Genomic DNA, 24901 nt, shown 5'->3' with positions numbered 1-24901 from the left:
GCGGGCCCGTGCCGACGGCACGGGCCCGCGATTCGAACACGATCAGCTCTCCTCGGACTCCGAGGAGACCTTGCCGGCCGCGGCCTTCTTCGCCGTGGCGGTCTTCTTGGCGGCCGCCGTCTTGGCCGTGGTGGTCTTCTTGGCGGCGGTGGCCTTCTTCGCCACGGTCTTCTTGGCCGCCGTCTTGGTGGCCGTCTTGGTGGCCGTCGCCTTCTTCGCGGGCGCCTTCTTGGCGGTCTTCTTCACCGGCCCGCGGGCCCGCTTCTCGGCCAGCAGCTCGTAGCCGCGCTCCGGCGTGATGGTCTCCACGTCGTCGTCCTTGCGGAGCGTCGCGTTGGTCTCGCCATCGGTCACGTACGGGCCGAAGCGGCCGTCCTTGACGACCACCGGACGCTCGCTGACCGGGTCGTTGCCGAGCTCCTTGAGCGGCGGCGCGGCGGCGGCCCGGCCGCGCTGCTTGGGCTGGGCGTAGATCGCCAGCGCCTCGTCCAGGGTGACCGTGAACAACTGGTCCTCGCTGGTCAGCGAGCGGGAGTCGGTGCCGCGCTTGAGGTACGGGCCGTAGCGGCCGTTCTGCGCGGTGATCTCCTGGCCCTCGGCGTCGGCGCCGACCACCCGCGGCAGCGAGAGCAGCCTGAGCGCGTCCTCCAGGGTCACGGTGTCCAGCGACATCGTCTTGAACAGCGAGGCCGTCCGCGGCTTGACCGCGTTCTTGCCGGTCTTCGGGGTGCCCTCGGGGAGGATCTCGGTCACGTACGGGCCGTACCGGCCGTCCTTGGCGACCAGCATGTTCCCGCTGACCGGGTCGGCGCCCAGCTCGAAGTCGCCGCTCGGCTTGGCCAGCAGCTCCTCGGCCAGCTCGACGGTGAGCTCGTCCGGCGGCAGCTCGTCCGGGATGTCGGCGCGCTGACCGGGCTCGCCCTCGACCGGCGAGGCCTTCTCCACGTACGGGCCGTAGCGGCCGACCCGCAGGGTGATCTCGTCGTTCAGCGGGAACGAGCTGATCTCCCGGGCGTCGATCGCGCCGAGGTCGGTGACCAGCTCCTTGAGGCCGCCGAGGTGGTCGCCGTCGCCGTTGCCCGCGTCGGCCGCACCGCCCGCGGTGAGCCCCTCGCCCTCGCCGAAGTAGAAGCGCTTCAGCCACGGCACGGACTGCGCCTCGCCCGCGGCGATCCGGTCGAGGTCGTCCTCCATCCGGGCGGTGAAGTCGTAGTCGACCAGCCGGCCGAAGTGCTTCTCCAGCAGGTTGACCACCGCGAAGGACAGGAAGGACGGGACGAGCGCCGTGCCCTTCTTGAAGACGTACTTGCGGTTGATGATCGTGTCGATGATCGAGGCGTAGGTGGAGGGGCGGCCGATCTCGCGGTCCTCCAGCTCCTTGACCAGCGAGGCCTCGGTGTAGCGGGCCGGCGGCTTGGTGGCGTGGCCCTCGGGGGTGAGCTGCTCGGCGGCCAGCGGGTCGCCCTCGGTCACCTGGGGCAGCCGGCGCTCGCGGTCGTCCAGCTCGGCGTTCGGGTCGTCGGCACCCTCGACGTAGGCCTTCAGGAAGCCGTGGAAGGTGATGATCTTGCCGGAGGCGGAGAACTCGGCGTCCCGGCCGTCCGCGGAGCGGCCGCCCACCTTGACGGTGACCGACTGGCCGACGGCGTCCTTCATCTGGGAGGCGACGGTGCGCATCCAGATCAGCTCGTAGAGCCGGAAGTCGTCGCCGCCGAGGCCGGTCTCGGCCGGGGTGCGGAAGCGGTCGCCGGAGGGACGGATCGCCTCGTGCGCCTCCTGGGCGTTCTTCACCTTGCTGGCGTAGGTGCGCGGCGCGTCCGGCAGGTAGTTCGCCCCGTAGAGCTGGGTGACCTGGGCGCGGGCGGCCGAGACCGCCGTCTCCGACAGCGTGGTGGAGTCGGTACGCATATAGGTGATGAAGCCGTTCTCGTACAGCTTCTGGGCCACCTGCATGGTCCGCTTGGCGCCGAAGCCCAGCTTGCGGCTGGCCTCCTGCTGCAGCGTGGTGGTGCGGAACGGCGCGTACGGCGAGCGGCGGTACGGCTTGGACTCGACGCTGCGGACCGAGAACGCGGTCTGCTCCAGGCCGGCGGCCAGCGTGCGGGCGGCCTGCTCGTCGAGGTGCAGGGTGTTGGCGGTCTTCAGCCGGCCGTCCTGGCCGAAGTCCCGGCCGGTGGCGACCCGCTTGCCGTCGACCGAGACCAGCCGGGCGCCGAAGGTCTCCGGGTTGGCGGCGTCGGCGGCCGTCCGACCGGTGCCGAAGGTGCCCACCAGGTCCCAGTACGAGGCGGACCGGAAGGCCATCCGCTCCCGCTCGCGCTCGACCACCAGGCGGGTCGCGACGGACTGCACCCGGCCCGCCGAGAGCTTCGGCATGACCTTCTTCCACAGCACCGGCGAGACCTCGTAGCCGTAGAGGCGGTCGAGGATGCGGCGGGTCTCCTGGGCGTCCACCAGGCGCTGGTTCAGCTCCCGCGGGTTGCGCACGGCCTCCTGGATGGCGTCCTTGGTGATCTCGTGGAAGACCATCCGGTGCACCGGCACCTTGGGCTTGAGCACCTCACGCAGGTGCCAGGCGATCGCCTCGCCCTCGCGGTCCTCATCGGTGGCCAGGAAGAGCTCGTCGGATTCGGCGAGCAGCGACTTCAACTTGGTGACCTGGGACTTCTTGTCCGCGTTCACCACATAGATGGGTGCGAAGTCGTGGTCGACGTCGACCCCGAGGCGGCGCACCTCGCCGGTGTACTTGTCCGGGACCTCGGCGGCCGTGCCGGGCAGGTCGCGGATGTGCCCGACGCTGGCCTCGACGATGTAGCCGGGGCCAAGGTAGCCCTTGATCGTCTTCGCCTTGGCCGGCGACTCGACGATGACGAGTCGCTTGCCGTGCGCGGTCTCGCTGCTCGGGGACACCTTCGCTCTTCTCTCCCGGTCGTTATCTGTGCTGGCGGCGCGGCCGGCAGGAGGAGGGATTTCACCCGCCCAGCCGCCGACCGGGGCAGCCGCTGTGCGACGGCCCCACCAGCGGAGTGTGACCGTACCCTGGCCACCCTTGTCAAACGGACGGATCCAGTTTTTTCACCGGCTAGGCCGACCGACGCCACTCGAACGGTAACCCGATGCCGTGCCTTTGCGCTGCGCAGATGAGGCTTTCCCCTCCCACGGAGGGCTCGCGGGGCGCTTCGGCGGCCGGATTCGGCAGCTCGATGGCTGACGGATGCTCAGCCGGGGCGGGGGCGTCGCGCAGGCCGGACGGCGCGGGTCAGCGGGTGAGCGCGGCGCCGAGCAGGCTGAGCCCGCCGGCCAGCGCGCTAGTGCCGAGCAGGGCCCAGAAGAGGTCGCTGAGCAGGGCCGACGCCGCGTCCGCACCGGCCAGCACGACCCGGCCGGGCCGTCGTGCATCGTAGGCGACCTGCACGTTCGTCCCGGGCACCAGCCGGGCCGGGCGGCGCAGCGGGGTGTGCCCGCGGGGCCGGGCCAGGACCGTGCCCGGCCGGTCGGCAGCGGCCGGGCCGCCGGCGTGCACATCGGAGACGGCACGCAGCGTGCCGCCGTCGGTGCGGGCGGTCACCGGGTAGGCGAGCAGCGGCGCGCTGTCGAGCTCGCCGAAGGCGTCGCCGTAGGGCTCCAGCCGAGGGGCGCCGCCCGGGTCGCGGTCCGCCACCACCCGGGCGGTGACCCGCACGCCGTGCCGGCGGAGGCGGTGGCGAAGACGCAGTTCGGCGGCGCACCAGAGCAGGAGTGCGCTGCCGAACGCGGCGAGCACGACCCCCGCCGCCAGCGCCGTCGGCTCCTCCACCACGGCCCCCTCGGCCCTCTGTCCACAAGCTGTGGACAGAGAATCGCAGGCCGCGGACAACCCCGCACCGACGTTCGAAGGACGGCGGGGAACACCTGGGCATCCGAAAGGTGAACGATCCCACCCGGGCGGGCGCATCCGGGCGACCGGCGCCGCCATGACGGTACGTCACCCGCCCCACCGGCCCCACCCGGCACGGGCGCGGCGACCCGCGTGACCGTCACGTCACAGGCCCGCAACTGCCGCAACCCGGCCGATCCGGGCCCCGTCCTCCTGGACATCGGACCGCGACCGCGGGGTGCGGCCGAGCCATCCACAGGGGGACACGCCATGTCCGGACACCGCCTCATCGCCGTCACCGCACTGCTGGCCACCACCGTGCTGGGGCTCACCGCCTGCGACCCCGAGGGCGCCGACACCGGCACCGGTGGCGCCGTGACCGCCTCGGCGACCACCTCCGCCTCGCCGACCGGCAGCGCCGGCGCCACCGCGCACCCCTCCGCGACGACCGGCGGCACCGGAAAGCCCGGCGCCACGCCCAGTGGCAAGGCCACCGGGAAGGCGACCGGGAAAGCCACCGGGAAGGCCTCCACCGCCCCCGCCCCGGACTGCACCGCGGCCGCCCAGCACCCGGGCCACCAGGTGGTGCACGTCACGGCGGCCTCGGCTGCCGAGCTGACCGCCCAGAAGACCGTCTTCATCTGCGGCCCCGAGGTCGACAACGACGGCTACTACAGCGCGACCGGGCCCGCCGGCGCGTACCGGATCGCCCCCGGCGCCACCGCTACCGTGGTCGACCTCGGCTCCGGCTCCGGCCTGCGCAGCGTCACGCTGCCGGCGCTGGTCAAGCACCTCGACGCCTGCCGTGCGCACGTCGAGGACGAGCAGTGCTACGGGGACAACTACGACATCACGGTGGACGGTTCCGGCCGGGTCACCGCGATCGCCGAGCTGTTCCACCCCTGAGCCCCCGGCGCCGGCGGTCAGGCCGACGGCGGTCAGATCGACGGCGGTCAGGCCGCCGCCCGTCAGGCCGTGACGGGCTCGATGAATCCCTGCTCGGTGAGCATCCGCAGCGACTCCGGCACCCGGTCGCGCAGCACCACCCGGTCCTCACCGAGCAACTGGGCGATCGCGTCGACGATCTCCCCGGCGGCCAGCGTGCCGTCGCAGACGCCGACGAACCCGGCGCCGACGGTGTCCACCTTGGTGGCCCGCCGCATGCCCCGGTTGTGACGGAGGATCACGTGTTCCGGGTCCTCCGCGCCGGGCGCGCCGACCTGTTCCTGGACCACCTCGTCCACCAGCACGTACCTCGCCGCCAGCAGGGCCGCGTCGTCGTGGGTGCGCAGGAAGTCCTGCCGGGCGAACCAGCCGTCGATGTGCGGGCCGAGCGGCTGCTCGACCGGGTGCGGCCACTCCTCGACCCGTACCGCGGGGTCGGCCGCGCCGCCGGCCCGCAGCGTGATCCAGCCGAAGCCGATGCCCTCGACCTCGGCCTCCTCGAAGGCGTCCAGCCACTCGCCGTAGCGGGCCTGGTAGTCGGAGCCGGGGCCGCGGTGGTCGCCGCCGTCACGCAGCCAGAGCTCGGCGTACTCGGCGACGTCCTGGACCTGACGCTGCACCACCCAGGCGTCCAGCCCGGTGCCGGCCACCCAGCCGGCCAGGCGGTCATGCCAGTCCTGGCCCTTGACGTGCTGCCAGTTCGCCAGCAGGTGGCAGTAGCCGCCGGGTTCCAGGTGCGCCGCGGCGTTGCGCACCACGGCCCGGCACAGGTCGTCGCCGGCCATCCCGCCGTCGCGGTAGACGAAGCGGCTGCCGGGCGAGATCACGAACGGCGGGTTGGAGACGATCAGGTCGAACCTGCGCCCGGCCACCGGCTCGAACAGGCTGCCCTCGATCACCTCCGTGTGGTCGAAGCCGGAGAGCGCCAGGGTCAGCCGGGTGAAGTGGAGCGCCCGCGGGTTGAGGTCGGTGGCGGTGACGCGCTGGGCGTGTCGGGCCGCGTGCAGCGCCTGCACGCCCGAGCCGGACCCGAGGTCCAGCACCGAGCGGACCGGCCGGCGCACGGTCAGGTTGGCGAGCGTGGTCGAGGCGCCGCCGACGCCGAGCACCAGGTCCTTGCGGGCCACCCCGGCCGCCGTCTCCCCGGAGCCGATCCCGCCGGCGCCGCCGACGGCGCAGCCGAGGTCGGAGACCACCCAGGCGTCCGCACTGTCCAGGCCGGCCACCTCGTTGGCGTACGGGCGGATGTCGACGGTCGCCCGCAGCTCGCCGCCGTCCTGCGCCAGCCAGCCGTCGGCGAGGCAGTCCGTCACCGGCAGCGCGGCCTCGGCGGCCGCGTACGGCACGGGCTGCTGCAGCAGGAAGAGCCGTACCAGCGTCTCCAGCGGCGTGCCGCCGCGGGTGGCCCGGAGCGCGGGCACCGCCTCGCTGCGGGCCAGGGCCGCATAGCCGGTCGGCCCGAGCAGGTCCAGGCACCCGTCTGCGGTGAACGAGGCGGCGAGCAGCGCCTCGCGGAGCTTGGCGAGGCGGGCGGGGTCAAGAGTGGGGCTACTGGTCACCCCGCCATTGTCCCCCGCCGCCCGCCACCGGTTGCGCGCGCAGGCCGAGGCTCAGCCGGTGGGGGACGCCGAGGAGGCGGGCGGGGCGGTGGCCGCCCCGCCGGCGGGAGCGCCGGACGCGTCCGGGGACGCGGGCGCGGCCCCGGCCGGGGCGGTGCCGCCGGCGCCGGGGGCTGCGGCCTTGCAGCCCGGCTGCTTCTTCATCGCGTCGCCGAGCGTGCCGCTCTGCAGCCGGCCCATCGCCTGGGTGGACAGCTGCGACAGCCGCTGCACCTGGTCACCGACGCTGCGCAAGCCGTCCGCGAACTTCGCCTGGTCGGTGTTGGACAGCCCGTCGAGCTTCTTCTGCGCGTCCTGGTAGCCCTGGGCCGCCTGCTTCAACTCACCGACGGCGTCCTTCTGGACCGTCCCGCCGTCGTCGACCTTGGGCGCGCCCGCCTTGTCGATGGCGTCGGCCAGCTCCTGGTTGGTCTTCCCGAGCGCGGCCAGGTCCGCGGAGAGCCGCTTCTGCAGGTCGGCCGGGGCCTCGTCGGGTTGCACCTTGGCGGTGTCCGCGAGGGCGGTCCTGGACTGCGCGATCGGGGCCTGGGCCGCGTCGCAGACGCCCTTCGCCCAGTTGCCCAGCTCTGCGGTGTTGTCCTCCGTGCACGCGGCGGCGCCGAGCGCGAGAACCGCACCGAGTGTGGTCACGGCCAGCAGTCGCTTGTTCACCAGTGGGCCCTTTCGGCGGTCCGGGTCATCGACCAGCGAACCTACACGGCCGCCCGCCTCCGCCGCACCGGCCGGGGCGGACGGCCGGGCGATCAGGCGCGGCCAGCCGGCTGCTGGGCACCGGGGTGGCTCGGGGCCGCGACGGGCGCCGCAGCGGGGCGGTGGCCTGCCCGGCAGGCCGGAGATTGCGTCACCGCACGGGGAGGTCCCTCTCCGAACATGGTGAAGTGTCACCGATCGCGCCGGAGAGCAGGCAACCCCTGCCTCAACAAGTGTGTCAACGAGATCGCGCGGCCACGCTGGGCCGACCGGAACCCAGGCGTACCGGGGTGGGGAGTCGGCTGCGCGCTCAGGCCTCGACCGGCACGTTGGCGATCGGCCAGCTCATCCGGATCAGCCCGCCCTCGGCGCCGTTGCCGACCTCGACCTCCTCGACCAGCCCGGTGATCACCGCAAGGCCGAGATCTTCCTCGCCCACCTCGGGCTCACCATCGGCACCCGTGCCTTCGGCAGGGCGGCCGATCGGCCCGGCCTCATCCTCGACCTCGATGAGGAAACGCTTCTCCTGCTCGGTGAGCGCGACCCGGACCGTCCCCTCGACGCCACCGCGCTGGTGCAGGCCGACGGCCCGTGAACAGGCCTCGCCGACCGCAAGCCGGACCTCGTCCAGTACCGACTCGTCGACCCCGACACGTCTCGCCACAGCCGCTGCCACCAGCCGGGCCGTACGCACATGGCCGGGAAGCGCGCTGAATCGAAGTTCGACGGTTGCCATCTATCCCCCTCCGGGGTTTGCTCCCGACGGCCGGCCCGGAGCACACCGGCTCCCGACCGCCGCACGGGCAGTGTCGGCATCCCGGACCGGCGGGGCCGCGGAAACACGGCCCCACCGGTAACCGGAAAGCGATCAGTCGGTCGCCGCGACGGCCTCGTCCACCGAAGTGTGGATCGGGAACACCTTGGTCAGACCGGTGATCCGGAAGATCTTGAGGATGCGCTCCTGGTTGCACACCAGGCGAAGCGAGCCCTCGTGCGCCCGCACCCGCTTCAGGCCACCGACCAGAACGCCGAGACCGGTCGAGTCGAGGAAGTCGACGCCTTCCATGTCGACGACCAGGTGGTAGCTGCCGTCGTTGACGAGCTCGACCAGCTGCTCGCGCAGCTTCGGGGCGGTGTACACATCGATCTCGCCGCCAACCTCGACGACCGTGCGATCGCCGACTGTACGGGTCGACAGGGACAGGTCCACGGAACCTCCAGCACCTTGCCTTGCTACGTCATTGCGATCTTCGGCCAGGTGGCCGCCACCGCGTGGTCGCAGGCCAGGGGCGTAGCAAGCCGTGGCTCGGCCTCGGCATTGCGACCCTCGGCCATGCGGCCGTCACGGCCTCATTCAACCACTTGTGACCATGCCCGCACGATGGCTTGGGGCGATTCTCCGTCACGCCGGTGACACACTGGGTCTCCATGCCGCCCCGTCATCACCAGCCCGAGGCTCTGCTCGCGACCCTGTCCGCCGACCGGGGCCGATCGGACCGCCTCACCCATACGGAGCATCTGCCCGCCCGCGCGGCCCGCTACGCACCCTGGCCTGAAGGAATCCGCCCGGAGATCGTGGCGGCGGCCGAGGGCCTCGGCGTGAGCCGCCCGTGGGCCCACCAGGCGGAGGCGATGGCGCTCGCCGGATCCGGCCGATCCGTGGTGATCGCGACGGGCACCGCCTCGGGCAAGTCGCTCGGCTATCTGGCCCCGGTCCTCAGCGAGCTGCTCGACGGCACCGAGGCCCGCAACGGCCGCGGCTCGACGGCGCTCTACCTGGCCCCGACCAAGGCGCTGGCCGCCGACCAGCGCCGGCGCGCCGCCGAGCTGGTGCCCGGCCGGGTCCGGGTCGCCCTGTACGACGGCGACACCCCCGGGGAGGAGCGCGAATGGGTCCGGCAGTACGCCTCGTACGTGCTGACCAACCCGGACATGCTGCACCGGGGCATCCTGCCCGCCCACCCCCGCTGGGCCTCCTTCCTCAAAGCGCTCACGTACGTCGTCATCGACGAGTGCCACAGCTACCGGGGGGTCTTCGGCTCGCACGTGGCCCAGGTGCTGCGGCGGCTGCGGCGGCTGTGCGCCCGCTACGGCGCCGACCCGACCTTCCTGCTGGCCTCGGCCACCACCGCCGAGCCCGCCGCCACCGCGCAGCGGCTCACCGGGCTGCCCGCGGTCGCGGTGACCGACGACGCCTCGCCGCGCGGGCCACTGGTGTTCGGGCTCTGGGAGCCGCCGCTCACCGAGAACGTCGGCGAGCACGGCGCCCCGGTGCGCCGTACGGCCACGGCGGAGGCCGGGCACCTGCTCACCGAGCTGGTCGAGGCCGGCACCCGGACGGTGGTCTTCGTCCGCTCCCGGCGGGGCGCGGAGCTGGTCGCCCTGCAGGCCCAGGACCAGCTCGGCCAGCCGCTCGCCGGCCGGGTGGCCGCGTACCGGGGCGGCTACCTGGCCGAGGAGCGCCGGGCGCTGGAACGCGACCTGCACTCGGGACGGCTGCTCGGACTGGCCTCCACCTCCGCGCTGGAGCTCGGCGTCGACGTGTCGGGGCTGGACGCCGTCCTGATGGCGGGCTACCCCGGCACCCGGGCCTCACTGTGGCAGCAGGCCGGCCGGGCGGGGCGGGAGGCGCAGGGCGCGCTGGCCGTGCTGATCGCCCGCGACGACCCGCTGGACACCTACCTGGTGCACCACCCGGAGGCACTCTTCGCGACCCCGGTCGAGGCCACCGTGCTGGACCCGGACAACCCGCACGTGCTGGCCCCACACCTGTGCGCCGCCGCCGCCGAACTCCCGCTGACCGAGCCGGACCTCGCGCTGTTCGGACCGTCCACAGCGCGCCTGCTGCCCGTGCTGGAGCAGCGCGGGCTGCTGCGGCGGCGCGCCGACGGCTCCTGGTACTGGACCAAGCGCGAGCGGGCCGTGGACGGCGTGGACCTCAGGGGCAGTGGCGGCAGCCCGGTGCAGATCGTCGAAGCGCCGACCGGCCGGCTGCTGGGGACCGTGGACGCCGCGGCCGCCCACACCACCGTGCACACCGGCGCGGTCCACCTGCACCAGGGCCGTACCTACCTGGTGCAGGACCTCGACCTGGAGACCTCGGTGGCCCTGGTGGAGCGGGCCGACCCGCCCTACACGACCTCGGCCAGGGACATCACCTCCATCTCGGTGCTGTCCACCGACACGACCGAGCAGTGGGGCGAGGCCCGGCTCAGCTTCGGGTCGGTGGAGGTGGTCAACCAGGTCGTCGGATACCTGCGGAAGCGGATCTCCACCGGCGAGATCCTCGGCGAGAGCAAGCTGGATCTGCCGCCCCGGACCTTGCGGACCCGGGCCGTGTGGTGGTCCGTCACCGAGGACCAGCTGCTCGACGCCGACATCCCGGTCGACCAGCTGCCCGGCGCCGCGCACGCCGCCGAGCACGCCTCGATCGGCCTGCTCCCGCTCTTCGCCACCTGCGACCGGTGGGACATCGGCGGTGTCTCCGTGCCGCTGCACCCGGACACCGGGCTGCCGACCGTCTTCGTGTACGACGGCCACTCGGGGGGTGCCGGCTTCGCCGAGCGGGGCTTCTCCCGCGCGGTGGAGTGGCTGGCGGCCACCCGGGACGCCATCGCCGCCTGCGAGTGCGAGCGGGGTTGCCCGTCCTGCGTGCAGTCACCCAAGTGCGGCAACGGCAACGACCCGCTGGACAAGGCGGCGGCCGTCCGGCTGCTGGGCATCCTGCTGGCCGGCGCACCGGACCGCCCAGGAGCCGATCGCCCTGACTCTGACCGGCCCGGGCCGGTACCGGGCCAGCCCGGGCCGGACCAGCCCGGCTCGGACCAGCCTGCGCCGGGACAGTCGGCTCCGGGACAGTCGGCTTCGGGGCAATCGGCTCCGGGGCAGCCCACGTCAGACCGGCCGGCGCTCTGAGCGGGGGCCTGCGCAGCGTCCGGACCCCACCCCCACACCGGCCCGGCGCGGGATCGTGCCCGGGCAGGCCCGACCGGGACGGACCATCCCCGTACCGGGACCTCGACCATCACCTCCACGCTGTCCTCGTCCGGTGCCCGGGCGCAGGTCACCAGCTCGGCCTGCTGCAGGCCGGCGATCACCGCCGCACGCGCGCACCCGCCGTCGGGGTCGACCAGCAGCCGGTCGGCCGCCGCCAGGGCCGCGAGGTCTGCCGCGGACTCCGCGCGGTGGCGGGCCGCCAGCACGGCTCCGACCTCCAGGCTGACCGCGAAGACCACGCAGCCGAGCGCTGCCAACGCGATCAGCCAGACCGTCGCCGAGCCGCGGTCACTCCCCGGCCCTCCCGCCGGCCCCGGCGCCGGCCCATCGTGCTGATCCCTGGCCCGAGCACGCCCGAAGCTGCTGCGGCACCTCAGCTCGGCCATGGCTCGCCTCCCGCGTCCACGCCGATGACGTCTTCGCGAGCCGCCACCGCGGTCGCCCCGAGCCGGATCGGGAGGGCCGCACCGACCCTGCCGGGTCCCAGCCACGGCGCCTCCACGGTCACCCGTACCGTCCGGTCGTCGCGGGCCACCTGCACCGAGGCGCCGGGCGGCGCGGCTTCCTCGGCGCGTGCGACGGCGTCGGGATCCCCCCGGGCCGCCGCCCGCGCGGCGATCCGAGCAGCGTCGACACAGCGGATCTGGCCAGCGGCGGCCAGCACTCCCGAGACGAGCATCGCCCCGACGAGCACCAGTGCCGGGAGCGCCACCGCCGTCTCCGCCGTCACGAACCCGCCGTCCCCGCCGCCGTCCACGCCGGTGTCAGCGCCGCGGCCGGCTCCGCCCGCCCTGCTCCGACATCGACCGCGACGGCTCCGACACCTGCCGGGGCGCCCCGCGAGGTCAGACCGCATGGAGGGCCCGGCCGAGGATCTCGGACAGCAGGTCGGAGACGGCTCCGCTGGTCACCACCCGGTAGAGGATCGCCGCGAAGGCGCAGGCCGCGACGGTGCCGATGGCGTACTCGGCCGTGGTCATCCCGGCGTCCCGGCCGACTTCTCCCAGCCGCAGCGCTCGGCTGCGAAGCCGTGCCGTACCGCGCAGGAGGAGGCGAGGCAGGGGCCGGAGCGGACGGTGGCGGGTGTGGCTGATCGAGGTCATGGCTGAGCTCCTTCACTGGCAGGGGACAGGGTGAGAAGGGATCGAGATCCGGTCCTGGACCGGTCGGGACCGGTCGTCAGAGCCGCCCGGCGAACAGTTCGGTGAGGCCCATCACCACCGGTACGACACCGACCAAAACGAAGGCGGGCAGGAAGCACGCCCCCAACGGCGCCGTCGCGAGCACACCGGCCCGGCGGACCCTGGCGCGCGCCGCACGGCCGGCCTCGGCCCGCCGGCTCTGCGCAAGCGCGCTCAGCGACTCCCCCGGCGGAGCGCCGCTGAGGCTGGTGCGGACGAGGCATCCGGCCAACGGCGCGAGCGGCGGGCAATCGTCCGCGAGCCGCCCCCAGCTGTCCTCCGGGGAGGCCCCGAGGGAGAGCTGCGCCGCCACCTTGGCCAGCCGCGTGCTCATCGGCGGGTCCACACCGGCCGCCACCGCGGCCGCGGCCTGGGCGGGTGAGGCGCAGGAGACCAGGCAGGCCGCCAAGAGCTCCGCGGTCAGCGGCAGCTGCCGGGCCAGCCGCTCCTGCTCGTCCGCAGCCCGCCGGGCCGCAGGCGACCCGCGCTTCGGCAGCCAGCGCCACAACGCCGGCCCGACCAAGGCCCCGGCCGCCAGCCCTACCGGACCACCCAGCAGTGCCACCGCACCGAGCCCCGCGAGGACCGCTACCGCCCGGCCCGGGGTGAGCGCCGCACGGATCCACCTCCCGCCCCGCCAGGTCGGCCGCCGACCACCGCGCCTCGGCAGCCTCCTGAGCCCACGCGCAGGCCCACCCGCGGGTACAGCCACCGACCCGAGGCAGCGACCAACACGCGACCGCAGTGCCCGAGACCTGATCACCCGTCCGAACTCGGTACCCGCACCCGCCAGCCCGGCCGCCAGCAGGAGGAGCGGCGGTACGGCGAGGTGGCACTGCGCCGCCGACACCGCCGGCACCAGCGGTACGGCGCTCACCCGCCGGCCCCCGCCCAGGCTGCCCGCGACCGCGAGAGGCCGCAGCCGGTCTCCCCTCGCGCGACGGGGGCGGCGGCAGCGATCGGCCGACCGCCGGCCGTCGGCCCGCCCGCACGGCCACCCCGGACCTCCTCGGCCGCCCGGACGATGCGGGACGTCCAGTGCAGGCCCGCCACTTCCAACAGCACCCCGGCGAGCAGGCACGCCAGCCCGGCCGGGGTGTGCAGCAGGATCCGCACCGGCTGCACCCCGAGCGCGCAGCCGAGGAGCGTCCCGACCAGCGGCAGGGCCGCGAGCATGGCGACCGTCGCGCGCGGCCCGGCGAGCTCGCCCGCGATCTCCTCGCTCAGGGCCCGCTCGGCCCGCAGCGCATCTGCCACCTGGTCGAGCCCGACCGCCAGACCGGATCCGCTCTCGGTGCTGATCTGCCAGCAGGCGGCGACGGCAGCGGCACCACAGCCGCCGGGCAGTTCCGCCGCGAGCCGCAGCGCGGCGGGGACGTCGGCGCCGTACCTGGCCGCGCGGAGCCGTGCCGTCGGCTCGGCGCCGAGAGCCCGGCCGAGCTGAGGCTCGGCCCGTTCGACCACGACGCAGAGCGCCTGCTCGGCCGTCGCGCCGCTACGGAGTTCGGCGGCCACCCCCGCGCAGAGATCGATCACCGCGGCGGACCGTCGCCTTGCCTGCGCCGCCGTGCGGCGTCGGCGCCGCCAGCCGTGCAGCGGCCGGACGGCGGCCAGTGCGCCGAGGACCGGGACGGGAGAGCCGGTGAGCTCGCAGAGCAACAGGCCGAACGGCAGCAGGAGCAGCTCGGGGACCAGCCAGCGCGGGCGGACGGCCCGGAACCGGTGAAGCAGTCTCGGACCGACACCGCGCAGGCCGCCGCCCACGGTCCGGGTGGCGCCGAACAGAGCTCGGCTGCGGTGCGCGGCCCGTGCCCTGCGCCGCAGCAGTGCCAGCCCGAGCCAGAAGCCTGCCACCGCCCCGCCGAGGCCGGCGACCAGCGGCATCGGTCCGGAACGGATCATCGGGGCCGCCCGGCCGCCGACCGCAGCAACCACCACGCGGTGGCCGTCACCACGAAGAGCAGAACGACACTCACCAACTCGATCTGACGGACACTCATCCGATCCCCCTCGGCAACTCGACACCACGTGCCGCACAGCGCTGCCGCAGCCCGGCCCAGCCGGGCCCCGGCCGGCAGTCGCCGTCCACCCCGAACTCCATCGCGAGGGTTGCTCGGGCCAACCCCTGCTGGTCACCGGTGAGGACGTGCAGGGAAGCCGCGCGCCGACGCCCGGTGGCCGGATCCCGTACCAGGTGGACGATGAGGTCCAGGGCCGAGCGCACCTGGCTGTGCAGCGAATGGCGGTCGAGGCCGGCCAGTGCGCCGAGAGCCTCCAGTCGGACGGGCACGTCGCTCGCGGAGTTGGCGTGCACCGTGCCGCAGCCACCCTCGTGGCCGGTGTTCAGCGCGGCGAGCAGGTCGACCACCTCGGGCCCGCGGACCTCACCGACGACCAGCCGGTCCGGGCGCATGCGCAGCGCCTGCCGGACCAGGTCGCGCAGCGTGAGCTCACCCAGGCCCTCCTGGTTGGGCGGACGGCTCTGCAACCGGACCACATGGGGATGCTCCGGCCTGAGCTCGGAGGAGTCCTCGGCCAGGACGATCCGCTCCTCGGGGCCGACCAGGCCGAGCAGGGCCGCGAGCAGGGTGGTCTTCCCGGTGCCGGTGCCTCCGCTGATCAGCAGGGAGAACCTGGCCCGAACGATCCGGGCGAGCAGGTCGGCACCGCCTGGCGGCAGTGAGCCGCAGCCCACCAACTCGGCCAGGTTGAACGGACGGGATCGGCTGGTCCGGAGCGAGATGTGGGTGCAGCCCGCGGTGATCGGCGGGATCACGGCATGCAGCCTGGTGCCGTCCGGCAGCCGGGCGTCCACCCACGGCCGGGCATCGTCCAGCCGCCGGCCGGCCGCCGCGGCCAACCGGTGGGCGAGCCTGCGGACCGAGTCGGCGTCCGGGAAGCGGATGTTCGCCACCCGCTCCAGGCCGGTACCGCGGTCCACCCAGACCTCGTCGGGCCCGTTGACCAGGACGTCGGTCACCTCGGGTTGGCGGAGCAGTTGGTCCAGCGGCCCCGCGCCGACCAGTTCGGCCCGCAGCAGCCGGACGGTGTCCAGCACGTCCCCGCCGCCGAGCGGCGGTCTGGCCGAGCGGAGCGCGGCGGCCACCGAGCCTGCGGTCGGGGCGGCCCCGGTCTCCGCGAGCCGAAGGCGCACCGCGTCGACCAGGGCTGCCGCCCGGTCCGGGTCCTTGCCCGCGAGGCTGACCGAGGAGCGTGGCACGGCGGGGCGGACCACCACGGGGCCGGCCGCCGACCGGTACGCGCCGGAGTCTTGGATGCCGGCCGGGCCCTGCCCCTGCTCCCCCCGGTCAGCGGGCGGGGTCGGGCTCGGGCTCAGGCTCGCCGGACTCTCGGCCCGAGCCGCAGGCTGCGGCAGCAAGTCAGGGCCAGGCCGCTCCCGCTCGGGTGCCACCGGCTCCTCTCCGCCGCCGAGCAGCGCCGTCCCAGCCGCCCCTGCCGCCCCGCTCAGGCCCGGCAGCACCGGGGAATCGCCCGGGCGACCCGGCGGCCTGGCCCGCTCCCCGCGGTCCGCGGGACGGACCCGGGCCACCGCGACACTCCGCCAGGATGCGCTCGGCCCCCGTCCGCGACCGTTGTTCCGCAGGCCGGGCCTACGCAGACGATCGGTCACTGTGCACCTCCTCCGGCCGCCGCCAGTGGCGGCATGGCCTCGTCCAGGAAACTGCTGCAGAAGCGGGCCAGCGGCCCCCGCTCGCGACTGCCCGGCGGCGCTCCCCGCTCGACGTCGACCGACAGGCCCGGCTCCCGGGGGAGCTCGCCGGCCAGCCGGAGCCGTAGCCCTCGGGCGATCTCCGGGCCGGCCAGGCCGACCGGGCCGGGCACCCGCACCACCGCCCGCAGATCGGACAGCCGCATCCGTGCGGCGGCGGCCACCCGGTCCGCGGCGGCCATCGCCCGCAGCTCGGCCGGGACCACCAACAGCCCGGTGTCGGCCTGTTCGAGCGCCTGGCTCGCGGCCGCGTCCAGGTGGCGCGGAAGATCGAGGACGACCAGGCCGCCGCGCCGGCGAGCGGCCGCGAGGACGCTCCGCATGGCTTCGGGCGGGATGGTCAGCAGGTCGCTCCGATCCCAGGAGAGCGTGGTCAGCCGGTGGGGTGCGGGGAGTGCGCCGGCCAGCTCGGCCCCGCTGACCCGGCCACGCGAGCCGGCCAGATCCGGCCAGCGCAGCCCGGCGACGTGTTCCGCGCCGAGCAGGACGTCCAGGCCGCCGCCGAGCGGGTCGGCATCGATCAGCATGGTCTGACGGCCCGTCCGCGCCGCCGTGACGGCGAGCGCGCAGGCGAGGGTGGACGCACCCGCGCCACCGCGGCCGCCGAGCACGGCGACGGTCAGCGCGGGCAGGCCGACCCCCTCGGCCGCGTCGGCGATCCGCTCCAGCAGCCAGACCTGCGCATCCGGCAGGAACAGCACGTGCTCGGCGCCGAGTTGGACTCCCCTGACCCAGACCGATCCGTCGTCGAGGTCCAGCCCGAGCAGCAGCACGCCGGGCCGCCGGCCGAGGCCCGCGCAGCGCTCGGCGAGATCGTCGCCGACCAGCACCAGCGGCGCGCTCTCCCACAGCCGGCGCGGCGGCGGGGCCCCGGAGAGCACCTGCGGCTCGGCACCGGCCGCGGCGCAGAGCCGGACCAGGTGGTCCGCGAGGGACTCGTCCCCGGTGAGGATGAGCGGCCCGGTCGGGGTCGGCCGCTCGGCGGGATCGTGCTCGGTGATGGGTGTCGACATGGCCGTCTCCCCCGGTGAGGTGCGGTTCGGTGCCGGGGCCGCGGGCGCGGCGCCGGGGACCTGCCGGTGGACCTCGGCCGAGCTCCGCGGAGGAGCTGGGCGCCTCGGTCCGAGCACCACGGTGCGGGGTGGGACGGATTCCGTCAGCCCCCTTCCGATTCCCTGTGGACAAGTCAGGGCTGTGGATAACTTTGTTCACTCGACCGGGGGGTATTGGGGTGCGGAATTGACGCGCGAAGCGGGTCGGAGATCAATCTCGACAACCCGGAGCGTGACACAATGAGCCATCGAATTCGATCACTCAGCGTGATGATGCGGCCGCGTTCGGCCCGACCGGAAGACGGTCGGCCAAGATCGGCAGGGGCCTTCGAGCGGGCCCCGCGCACGCCCCCAACTGGCCTACGAAACGGCCCCGGACGTGCGACGACCCCCGCCGGGGGGGAGAGCGGGGGTCGTCTATCCACGATCCGGCTCGGGGGGGAGGAGCCGGACCGGGTTAGCACGGTCGCGAACGATCCGTGACTTCAATGGTGTACCCGAGCGGCCAGAAACACAAACCCGCGCGCCGGCGAGTACGCCGAATGGCGGGGTGCTCAGGCGGGCCCTCTATCCTCGGTTCCCGTGGACACCACCGAGAACGCCGACGTCGCCGACCAGGGCGGGAACACTCCTCCGGGACCCGCGAACCGTTCCTCATCGGAAAGCGCCGAGCCCGCAGGCGGGTGGCGCCCGTACGGCGCGCCGCGCACCGCGGCCTTCTTCGATCTCGATAAAACGATCATTGCCAAGTCGAGCGCACTGGCCTTCAGCCGCCCCTTCTACCAAGGCGGCCTGATCAATCGTCGCGCCGTCCTGAAGAGCGCGTACGCCCAGTTCGTTTTCCTGCTCGGCGGCGCCGATCACGACCAGATGGAGAAGCTGCGCGCGTACCTCTCCACCCTCACCAAGGGCTGGAACGTGCAGCAGGTCCGCGAGATCGTCGCGGAGACCCTGCACAGCCTGATCGATCCGATCATCTACGACGAGGCGGCCTCGCTGATCGAGCAGCACCACGCCGCGGGCCGGGACGTGGTGATCGTCAGCAGCTCGGGCTCCGAAGTGGTCGAGCCGATCGGCGCGCTGCTCGGGGCCGACCACGTCATCGCCACCCGACTGAAGATCGAGGACGGCCGCTACACCGGCGAGATCGAGTACTACGCCTACGCCGAGAACAAGGCCGCCTCGATCCGCGAGCTGGCCGAGTCCGAGGGGTACGACCTCCCCAACTGCTATGCCTACAGCGACTCGTCGACCGATCTGCCGATGCTGGAGGCGGTCGGCCACCCGTCCGCGGTCAACCCCGATCGCGCCCTGCGCAAGGAGGCGCTGGCCCGCGAGTGGCCCGTGCTGGTCTTCAGCCGGCCGGTGGAACTGCGCCGGCGGCTGCCCGAATTCCACGCCCCCAGCCGGTCGGTGGTCGCAACGGTCGTGGTCGGCACCGCACTGCTGACCGCCGGCGTGCTCTGGTACGCGGCCCGAAGGCGCAGGTCCCAGGCGTGAGCCGGGCCTGACGGAGGTCGGCGGTCGGGTGGGCACCGCTCACCCGACCAGGCCGGACGTTTCGGCATACCGCCGAAACGGACAAAACGCAAAAGCTTCCCGTTTCGGGTTCCGCTTTCACCCAAAGCGCGATACAAAGGACTTAACGGCCCGCGAGACCCGGTCAGGACCCTACGAGGTCGCTCCGACAACGCAATTCAGGCCCACGGACCGAGTACGGATGACTGAGCACCCACATGCAGCCGACCCGCTGTCGGGCCGCCGCACCAGGTGAACGGGCAGGATCCCCGCCTGATGGGCACTTTCCGGTGCATGCTTGGTAACCCGGTATCCGTACCAGCGGCGGCACCCGGTTCGAACAGGTGCCGCCGCAACCCTGTGCTCCGCGGACCGCGACCTCCGGCCCGGTCCGCAGCCTCAGACCATCCCGCGTTGCATCGCCTCGCACACCGCGGTGCTCTCGCGCACCCCGAGCCGCAGCGCCGCACCGCAGTGCACGATCCAACGGGCCATGCCCTCCGGCGTGCCGCCCAGATAGCCCAACAGGGCCTGCCGGTAGGCGGCCGTGCCGAGTTCGGCGAAGCCGACCTCGGCGGGGCAGATCGCCTTGGGGTCCAGGCCCTCCGCGATCAGCACGATGCGCTGCGCGGCGCGGGCGATGACGCCGTTGTACGCGCCGAACGGCCGGAGCGCCAGCAGTTCGCCGTGCACCACCGCGGACACCACCAGCGCCGGGGTGCCGCCGGCCGCTCCCTCCGTCCGCCCGACCAGCAGCTGGGACAGCTGGTCCAGCCTGGCCGCGACCTCCGCGGCCGACGGGGCCGGCGGGAGCTCGACCGGCCCGGCACCTCCAGCACTGCTCGCACCTTCAGCACTGTCCGCGCCATCGGCACCCACGCCTTCGGCAGCCGCCAGCTCCGCCGGGAAGGCCGCACCGGCGAGTTCCCCGGCCTGACGCGGCCGACCGGCCGAAGGGGCGGCGTCGCCGACCGCCAGCAGGTGCAGCCGGGCCAGCACCTGCAGCGGGGAGTGCCGCCAGACGCTGAGCAGCTGGCCGGCCTCCGCTGAGATCCGCAGCGCGCCGCCGACCGTCCTGGCCTGCGGGTCCGCGCTGAAGTCACTGCGCCGGCGGACCTCCTCCAGCGGCCAGTCCGCGCCGTCCAGCGCGGCCGAGGCACGGGCGCCGCGGATGGCGGCCTCCGAGGTCACCTCGGGGGCGCGGCGGCGCATCACCCGGTGCCCGTAGAGGCGGTCCACGGCCTTGCGCACCTCAGCCACGGCTTCGGGCACCCCGGGGAGATCGGCCAGCGGGGCGAGGGGATCAGTTCCAGTGCTCACCTACCCGAGAGTAATGACTCACCCGACCACCGCGACACAGCAACCCCGCCATCACCCGTTCGAGGCAATCCGACGCTCCTGTGTGTATTGCACCCCCACCCCCGGCTAGCATGACGCTATCGGTGACGATAACGATTTCCAACAGCCTTCCAGCCTGCGGTCGCGGCCCCAGCCCGCTGGAATGAGAGCCGGAGTCCCAGATGAAGATCGCCTTCGTCGGCAAGGGTGGCAGCGGGAAGACCACGCTGTCCGCACTGTTCATCCGCCACCTCGCCGCCGCCGGGCGCCCGGTCATCGCCGTCGACGCCGACATCAACCAACACCTCGGTCCAGCACTCGGACTGAGTGATGATCAGGCCGCCACCCTGCCTTCGCTCGGCGCGCACCTGCCGCAGATCAAGGAGTACCTGCGCGGCAGCAACCCGCTGATCGGATCGGCCGACGAGATGATCAAAACCACGCCGCCGGGCCGGGGTTCACGCCTGCTGCGGATCGTCGAGGAGAATCCGGTGTACGCGGCCTGCGCCCGGCCGATCGCCCTCGACGACGGATCCGTCCGGCTGTTGGCCACCGGGGCGTTCACCGAGGAGGACCTCGGGGTCGCCTGCTACCACTCCAAGGTCGGCGCGGTGGAGCTCCTGCTCAACCACCTCCTCGACGGCCGGGACGAGTACGTCGTGACGGACATGACCGCCGGGTCCGACTCGTTCGCCTCCGGCCTGTTCACCCGCTTCGACGTCACCTTCCTGATCGCCGAGCCCACCCGCAAGGGCATCTCGGTGTACCGCCAGTACCGGGAGTACGCGCGGGACTTCGGCGTCCGGCTGCACGTCGTGGGCAACAAGGTGCAGAGCCAGGAGGACCTGGCCTACCTGCGGCGCGAGGTCGGCGACGACCTGCTCGCCGCCTTCGGGCAGTCCGACTGGGTCCGGCGGCTGGAGCGCGGCGACGAGCCCGCCCTGCGGAGCCTGGAGCCGGCCAACCGCGAGGTGCTGGACCGGCTCAGGGTCGAGGCGCAGGCCGCCTACGATCTGCGCGATCCGCGGCAATACACCGCCCAGGCCGTGCAGTTCCACCTCCGCAACGCCGAGAGCTGGGGCAATGCCAAGGTCGGCATCGACCTGGCCACGCAGGTGGACGAGGAGTTCGTGCTGTCCGCACCCGGGCTCGGCGCGAGCGCCACAGCGCACGCCTGACCACCCGAGCGGTCCTACCGGCCGGCGGCGTCCCCGATCGAGGGGACGCCGCCGGCCGTCGTACGCGCCCTTCCCGGCCGCGGAGTTCCCAACCAGTTCGCTCACCACTCATAGGAGTGAAAGCCGGAGCCCGACCTTCCGTTCAGTTGTACGCTGTGCAAAGGTTTCATTACTCTCAGTTTACCGATTCTTGATGGTCGCGGGCCGCCCACGGAGACTCACACCGCTGCGCCCGAGCCATCCCGCCGTACCGTCGCGACCCACGACAGCCACTCCGACCTCGAGCAGCACGCCGGACCTGACTGCGTTCGTTCCCCCGGACAGACGGGAAGACCATGACCCTTGGCATCTCCGGTGCTCCGACCCCTTCGGACACCACCGATCACGCACCGCCCCCCGGCCCCGTTCGCCCGACCCCGGACAGCTCCCGCCTCGGGCTGCTCCTACGGGATCTGCCGGCCTCCCTCGCGGTCTTCCTGATCGCCGTCCCGTTCTCGCTCGGCATCGCGCTGGCCACCGGTGCTCCACTCACCGCCGGCCTGGTGTCCGCCGCCGTGGGCGGGCTGGTGGTCGGCCTGCTGGGCGGGACGCCGCTCCAGGTGAGCGGGCCCTCGGCCGCGCTCACCGTGATCACCGCCGGCCTGATCGCGCAGTACGGCTGGCAGGTCGCCTGCGCCGTGACCGTCGCCGCCGGTCTGCTCCAACTCCTGCTCGGGGTGGCCCGGGTCGCCCGGGCCGCGCTGGCGGTCTCCCCCGCGATCGTGCACGGGATGCTGGCCGGGGTCGGCCTGACCATCGCGCTCGCCCAGCTGCACGTCGTCCTCGGCGGTTCCCCGCAGAGCTCCGCGCTGGCCAACCTCACCGCACTGCCCGGCCAGTTGGCGGGCCCCCATCTGCCCGCCCTCGCGGTGGGCGCGGTGGCGATCGCCGTGCTGTTCGGCTGGCCGAGGCTGGGCCGGCTCCCCGGCCGGTTCGGGCGGGCGGGCACCCGGCTGTCCAGGATCCCGGCCGCGCTGATCGCCGTCGCCGCCGCCACCGCCCTGTCGATCGTCGCCAGCCTGCGGCTCGCCCGGGTCGAACTGCCCGAATGGGACCACCACGCGCTCGCCTCGCTGCCGTCCGGCGCCCTACTGGCCCAGCAGTGGCCCGTACTGCTCGCCGCCGTCCTGACGGTCACCGCGGTGGCCAGCGTGGAGTCCCTGCTGTCCGCGGTCGCGGTCGACCGGATGTCGCACAGCACCGGCGACCTCAACCGCGAGCTGCGCGGCCAGGGCGCGGCCAACCTGGTGTCCGGCCTGCTCGGCGGTCTGCCGGTGGCCGGCGGAGCGGTGCGCAGCACCGCGAACGTCCAGGCCGGGGCCGCCACCCGGATGTCCTCCGTCCTGCACGGCTGCTGGGTCCTGCTGGCCGCGGTGGCGCTGACCGGCGGCCTGCGCCGGATCCCGCTGGCGGCGCTGGCCGCGCTGGTGCTGGTGGTGGGCGTCCAGATGGTCAGCTTCGCGCACATCCGCCGGGTGCACCGGCACCGGGAGTTCCCGGCCTACCTGGCCACGGTGCTCGGCGTGGTCCTGCTGGGCGTGCCGCTCGGCGTCGCGCTCGGCGGCTCGGTGGCCATGCTGCTCGCGCTGTACCGGCTGACCAGGGCGCACGTCGACGTGCTCGTGGACGCCGACGGGGCGTACGCGGTGCACACCCACGGCCCGCTGACCTTCGCGGCCGTGCCCAAGCTCAGCCGATCGCTGGCCGGCATCCCGGCCGGCGCGCAGGTCACCCTGCGCCACGACGGCTCCTTCCTTGACCATGCCGCCTACGAGGCGTTGCACACCTGGCGGGCCGGCCACCAGGCGACCGGCGGGCGCGTGTCGATACTGACGGAGCGCCAGGACGGCGAAATCCTCGACCCCGACGGCACCGTGCGCTCCGGAAGCTCCACCGGCCAGCACCGCTGCCGGGCCTGGACCCCTTGGGTCGGCCACCACTGCATCGAGCAGGGCGCGGGTGATCCGCAGGGTCGACTGCTGGACGGGGTTCGCGGCTTCCAGCAGCACACCGCGCCGCTGGTCCGCCAGGAGCTCGCCCGGCTGGCCCGGGACGGCCAGACGCCCTCCGAGCTCTTCCTGACCTGTGCCGACTCCCGCATGGTGACCAGCATGATCACCAACAGCGGTCCGGGCGACCTCTTCACCGTGCGCAACGTCGGCAACCTGGTGCCCGCCCCGCACGAGCCCGGCGCCGCCGACGACTCGGTGGCGGCGGCCGTGCAGTACGCGGTGGAGGTGCTGGAGGTCGGCAGCATCACGGTGTGCGGCCACTCCGGGTGCGGGGCGATGAAGGCCCTGCTGGACGGCGTGCACGAGCAGCCCGGCCCGCCCACGGCGCTGACCCGCTGGCTGCGCAACGGGCGCGGCTCGCTCGCCCGACTCCGCCGGATCCCGGCCGAGTTCGAGGGGCGCCCGGTCGCCGATGTGATCGAGCAGCTCTGCATCACCAATGTGGTGCAGCAGTTGGACCAGCTGCTGGCCAACCCGGCGGTCGAGCGCCGGGTGGCCGACGGCACCCTGCGGCTGGTCGGGATGTACTTCGACTTCGCCACCGCGCAGGCGTACGTGCTGGATCGGGAGAGCGGCCGGTTCTCCCCGGTGTCGGCGGATCGGACGGGGCGGCCCGGCGCCGGTGACGGCCGCGAGGGCCAGGAGCTGGCCGCCTAGGCCGATCCGTCCCGGGCCGGCGGCACCAATCATCAACCACCGGCCACCGGCCGCGGTCGGGAGGGAGACCTGACCGCGGCCGGTGCCGCCCGGCTCAGGAGGTGAGGCCGGTCAGCCGGTTGGCCAGGTCGGCGGGGGTGACATAGCCGGACCACCGACCGTCCGCGAAGAGTCTCACTCCCGCGTCCTGATAACACTGGTCGACCAGTTGGGAGCAGATCATGTGTCTGGTCGAGGCCACATAGCCCTTGATGAGCGGGCCGACGGGCAGGTGGAAGCGGTGGGCGGCGAGCGCCGCGTAGTCGGCGAAGCTGTACGGGACGCCCAGGTAGCCACGGGCAGCGGCGACGATCGCCCCGCGCTGCTCGCCGGTCAGCGGGATGATGCCGGTGGACCAGAGCTGCGGATGGTCCCGGTAGGCCGAGAGCGGGAGCAGTTCGGCTCCCCCGGGCTGCGCCTCGACCAGGTGGTCGTCGTCGACGAGGACGAAGGCGTGCTCGAAGTCGGCGAACCCGTCGCCGTTGAGCCACTGGCCGATCCGGATCAGCCGACCGACTCCGCCGTCCATGCGGACCACCGCGAAGTCGCCGGGGAGGGGAAGGGGAGGGAGTGCAGGTGTTTCGGGCATGGCTCGACCCCCGAAGGAAGGAGGGGTGCGCTGACATGCGAGCCGCGCCCACACCGGCGGGCCCGCTCCGCTCCGCGAAGGTCCTGACCACCTCTGGAGGTACCGTCAGTGGAGTACCGGACGGGAGCGCCGTCAAGGCCTCCGGCAGACTGTGGGTCTGATCGGATCCCGGATCCGACCGGGGTGGCACCGCTGCCTGCCGCGCCGACCCGGCGCCACGCCGCTCCCGCACCAGAGGTCTACACCAATTCTCGGGAGCCTCTTGTCAACACGCATGTTCTCCTGGTGAGCTGTGCGCTGGGACACAAGGGACAATCCCTGCGCACGGGATCACCCCGAAGAAGAGAACTCGATGAGGAGTACGCGTTGAGCAACGAGAGTCTGGCGAACCTGCTCAAGGAGGACCGCCGGTTCGCGCCGCCGGCGGAGCTCGCCGCGGCCGCGAACGTGACCGCCGCCGCG

Annotated in this window: 19 protein-coding genes and 1 pseudogene; 5 read left to right on the top strand and 15 right to left on the bottom strand. The window is 73.6% G+C overall.

All coding sequences use genetic code 11. The features are described 5' to 3' along the window. Positions 1-42 precede the first annotated feature (42 nt). Positions 43-2910 carry a type I DNA topoisomerase gene (gene topA / locus AB0K43_RS20730; RefSeq protein ID WP_363641774.1) on the bottom strand — a complete coding sequence of 956 codons (2868 nt, stop codon included), beginning with the start codon at positions 2908-2910 and terminating at the stop codon, positions 43-45. Between the two features lie 349 nt (positions 2911-3259). Beyond that, positions 3260-3796: a DUF3592 domain-containing protein gene (locus AB0K43_RS20725; RefSeq protein ID WP_363641772.1), complete on the bottom strand. Its 537-nt coding sequence runs from the start codon at positions 3794-3796 to the stop codon at positions 3260-3262. A gap of 330 nt (positions 3797-4126) precedes the next feature. Between AB0K43_RS20725 and AB0K43_RS20720 the strand changes: the two genes are divergently transcribed. Further along, a complete protein-coding gene (locus AB0K43_RS20720) occupies positions 4127-4762 on the top strand; it encodes a hypothetical protein (protein WP_363641770.1) in 636 nt (211 codons plus the stop codon). 62 nt (positions 4763-4824) lie between these two features. On the opposite strand, the gene AB0K43_RS20715 is transcribed toward AB0K43_RS20720, so the two are convergent. The 4 genes from AB0K43_RS20715 to bldG form a co-directional block, all read right to left on the bottom strand. After that, positions 4825-6360, bottom strand: a complete 1536-nt coding sequence (locus tag AB0K43_RS20715; protein ID WP_363641768.1) for a class I SAM-dependent methyltransferase — start codon at positions 6358-6360, stop codon at positions 4825-4827. A 51-nt stretch (positions 6361-6411) separates the two neighbouring features. Further along, positions 6412-7071: a small secreted protein gene (locus AB0K43_RS20710; RefSeq protein WP_363641766.1), complete on the bottom strand. Its 660-nt coding sequence runs from the start codon at positions 7069-7071 to the stop codon at positions 6412-6414. 349 nt (positions 7072-7420) lie between these two features. Then, positions 7421-7846, bottom strand: coding sequence for an ATP-binding protein (locus tag AB0K43_RS20705; protein ID WP_363641764.1), 426 nt, complete (start codon positions 7844-7846; stop codon positions 7421-7423). A 132-nt stretch (positions 7847-7978) separates the two neighbouring features. After that, positions 7979-8320 (bottom strand): anti-sigma factor antagonist BldG, encoded by a 342-nt coding sequence (gene bldG, locus AB0K43_RS20700; RefSeq protein WP_018562186.1) that lies wholly within the window; start codon positions 8318-8320, stop codon positions 7979-7981. A gap of 218 nt (positions 8321-8538) precedes the next feature. Here bldG and AB0K43_RS20695 point away from each other — a divergent pair, with 218 nt between their 5' ends. After that, a complete protein-coding gene (locus AB0K43_RS20695; protein ID WP_363641761.1) occupies positions 8539-11025 on the top strand; it encodes a DEAD/DEAH box helicase in 2487 nt (828 codons plus the stop codon). Positions 11026-11075: 50 nt separating this feature from the next. Here AB0K43_RS20695 and AB0K43_RS20690 read toward each other — a convergent pair. The 7 genes and pseudogenes from AB0K43_RS20690 to ssd form a co-directional block, all read right to left on the bottom strand. Then, positions 11076-11492 (bottom strand): annotated as a pseudogene (locus AB0K43_RS20690) (Rv3654c family TadE-like protein); the annotation flags it as partial. Further along, complete coding sequence (locus AB0K43_RS20685; protein ID WP_363641759.1) at positions 11480-11836, bottom strand: TadE family type IV pilus minor pilin; 357 nt, start codon at positions 11834-11836, stop codon at positions 11480-11482. The pseudogene AB0K43_RS20690 and the gene AB0K43_RS20685, both read right to left, overlap by 13 nt. A gap of 115 nt (positions 11837-11951) precedes the next feature. Continuing rightward, complete coding sequence (locus AB0K43_RS20680) at positions 11952-12152, bottom strand: DUF4244 domain-containing protein (protein ID WP_363641908.1); 201 nt, start codon at positions 12150-12152, stop codon at positions 11952-11954. Positions 12153-12285: 133 nt separating this feature from the next. Continuing rightward, positions 12286-12852 carry a type II secretion system F family protein gene (locus AB0K43_RS20675; RefSeq protein WP_363641757.1) on the bottom strand — a complete coding sequence of 189 codons (567 nt, stop codon included), beginning with the start codon at positions 12850-12852 and terminating at the stop codon, positions 12286-12288. A gap of 308 nt (positions 12853-13160) precedes the next feature. Further along, complete coding sequence (locus AB0K43_RS20670; protein ID WP_363641755.1) at positions 13161-14189, bottom strand: type II secretion system F family protein; 1029 nt, start codon at positions 14187-14189, stop codon at positions 13161-13163. Positions 14190-14283: 94 nt separating this feature from the next. Continuing rightward, entirely contained in the window at positions 14284-15507 is a 1224-nt protein-coding gene (locus tag AB0K43_RS20665; protein ID WP_363641753.1) for a TadA family conjugal transfer-associated ATPase, read from the bottom strand. Between the two features lie 407 nt (positions 15508-15914). Beyond that, positions 15915-17030 (bottom strand): septum site-determining protein Ssd, encoded by a 1116-nt coding sequence (ssd, locus tag AB0K43_RS20660; protein ID WP_363641751.1) that lies wholly within the window; start codon positions 17028-17030, stop codon positions 15915-15917. A gap of 621 nt (positions 17031-17651) precedes the next feature. On the opposite strand from ssd, the gene AB0K43_RS20655 reads away from it, so the two are divergent. Further along, positions 17652-18569 carry an HAD-IB family hydrolase gene (locus tag AB0K43_RS20655; protein ID WP_363641749.1) on the top strand — a complete coding sequence of 306 codons (918 nt, stop codon included), beginning with the start codon at positions 17652-17654 and terminating at the stop codon, positions 18567-18569. Between the two features lie 417 nt (positions 18570-18986). Here AB0K43_RS20655 and AB0K43_RS20650 read toward each other — a convergent pair whose 3' ends face one another. Beyond that, positions 18987-19907: an oxidoreductase gene (locus AB0K43_RS20650; RefSeq protein WP_363641747.1), complete on the bottom strand. Its 921-nt coding sequence runs from the start codon at positions 19905-19907 to the stop codon at positions 18987-18989. Between the two features lie 200 nt (positions 19908-20107). Here AB0K43_RS20650 and AB0K43_RS20645 point away from each other — a divergent pair, with 200 nt between their 5' ends. Further along, positions 20108-21103 carry an ATP-binding protein gene (locus AB0K43_RS20645; RefSeq protein WP_363641745.1) on the top strand — a complete coding sequence of 332 codons (996 nt, stop codon included), beginning with the start codon at positions 20108-20110 and terminating at the stop codon, positions 21101-21103. A gap of 335 nt (positions 21104-21438) precedes the next feature. After that, positions 21439-23811 carry a SulP family inorganic anion transporter gene (locus AB0K43_RS20640; RefSeq protein ID WP_363641743.1) on the top strand — a complete coding sequence of 791 codons (2373 nt, stop codon included), beginning with the start codon at positions 21439-21441 and terminating at the stop codon, positions 23809-23811. 94 nt (positions 23812-23905) lie between these two features. Here AB0K43_RS20640 and AB0K43_RS20635 read toward each other — a convergent pair whose 3' ends face one another. Beyond that, positions 23906-24379 (bottom strand): hypothetical protein, encoded by a 474-nt coding sequence (locus tag AB0K43_RS20635; RefSeq protein ID WP_363641741.1) that lies wholly within the window; start codon positions 24377-24379, stop codon positions 23906-23908. Positions 24380-24901: the final 522 nt, after the last annotated feature.

Origin of the sequence: Kitasatospora sp. NPDC049258, assembly GCF_040678895.1 — a bacterium.
GTDB lineage: Bacteria > Actinomycetota > Actinomycetes > Streptomycetales > Streptomycetaceae > Kitasatospora.
The sequence above is the reverse complement of the archived record's forward strand: the minus strand, read 5'-3'. Positions and strand labels throughout refer to the sequence as shown.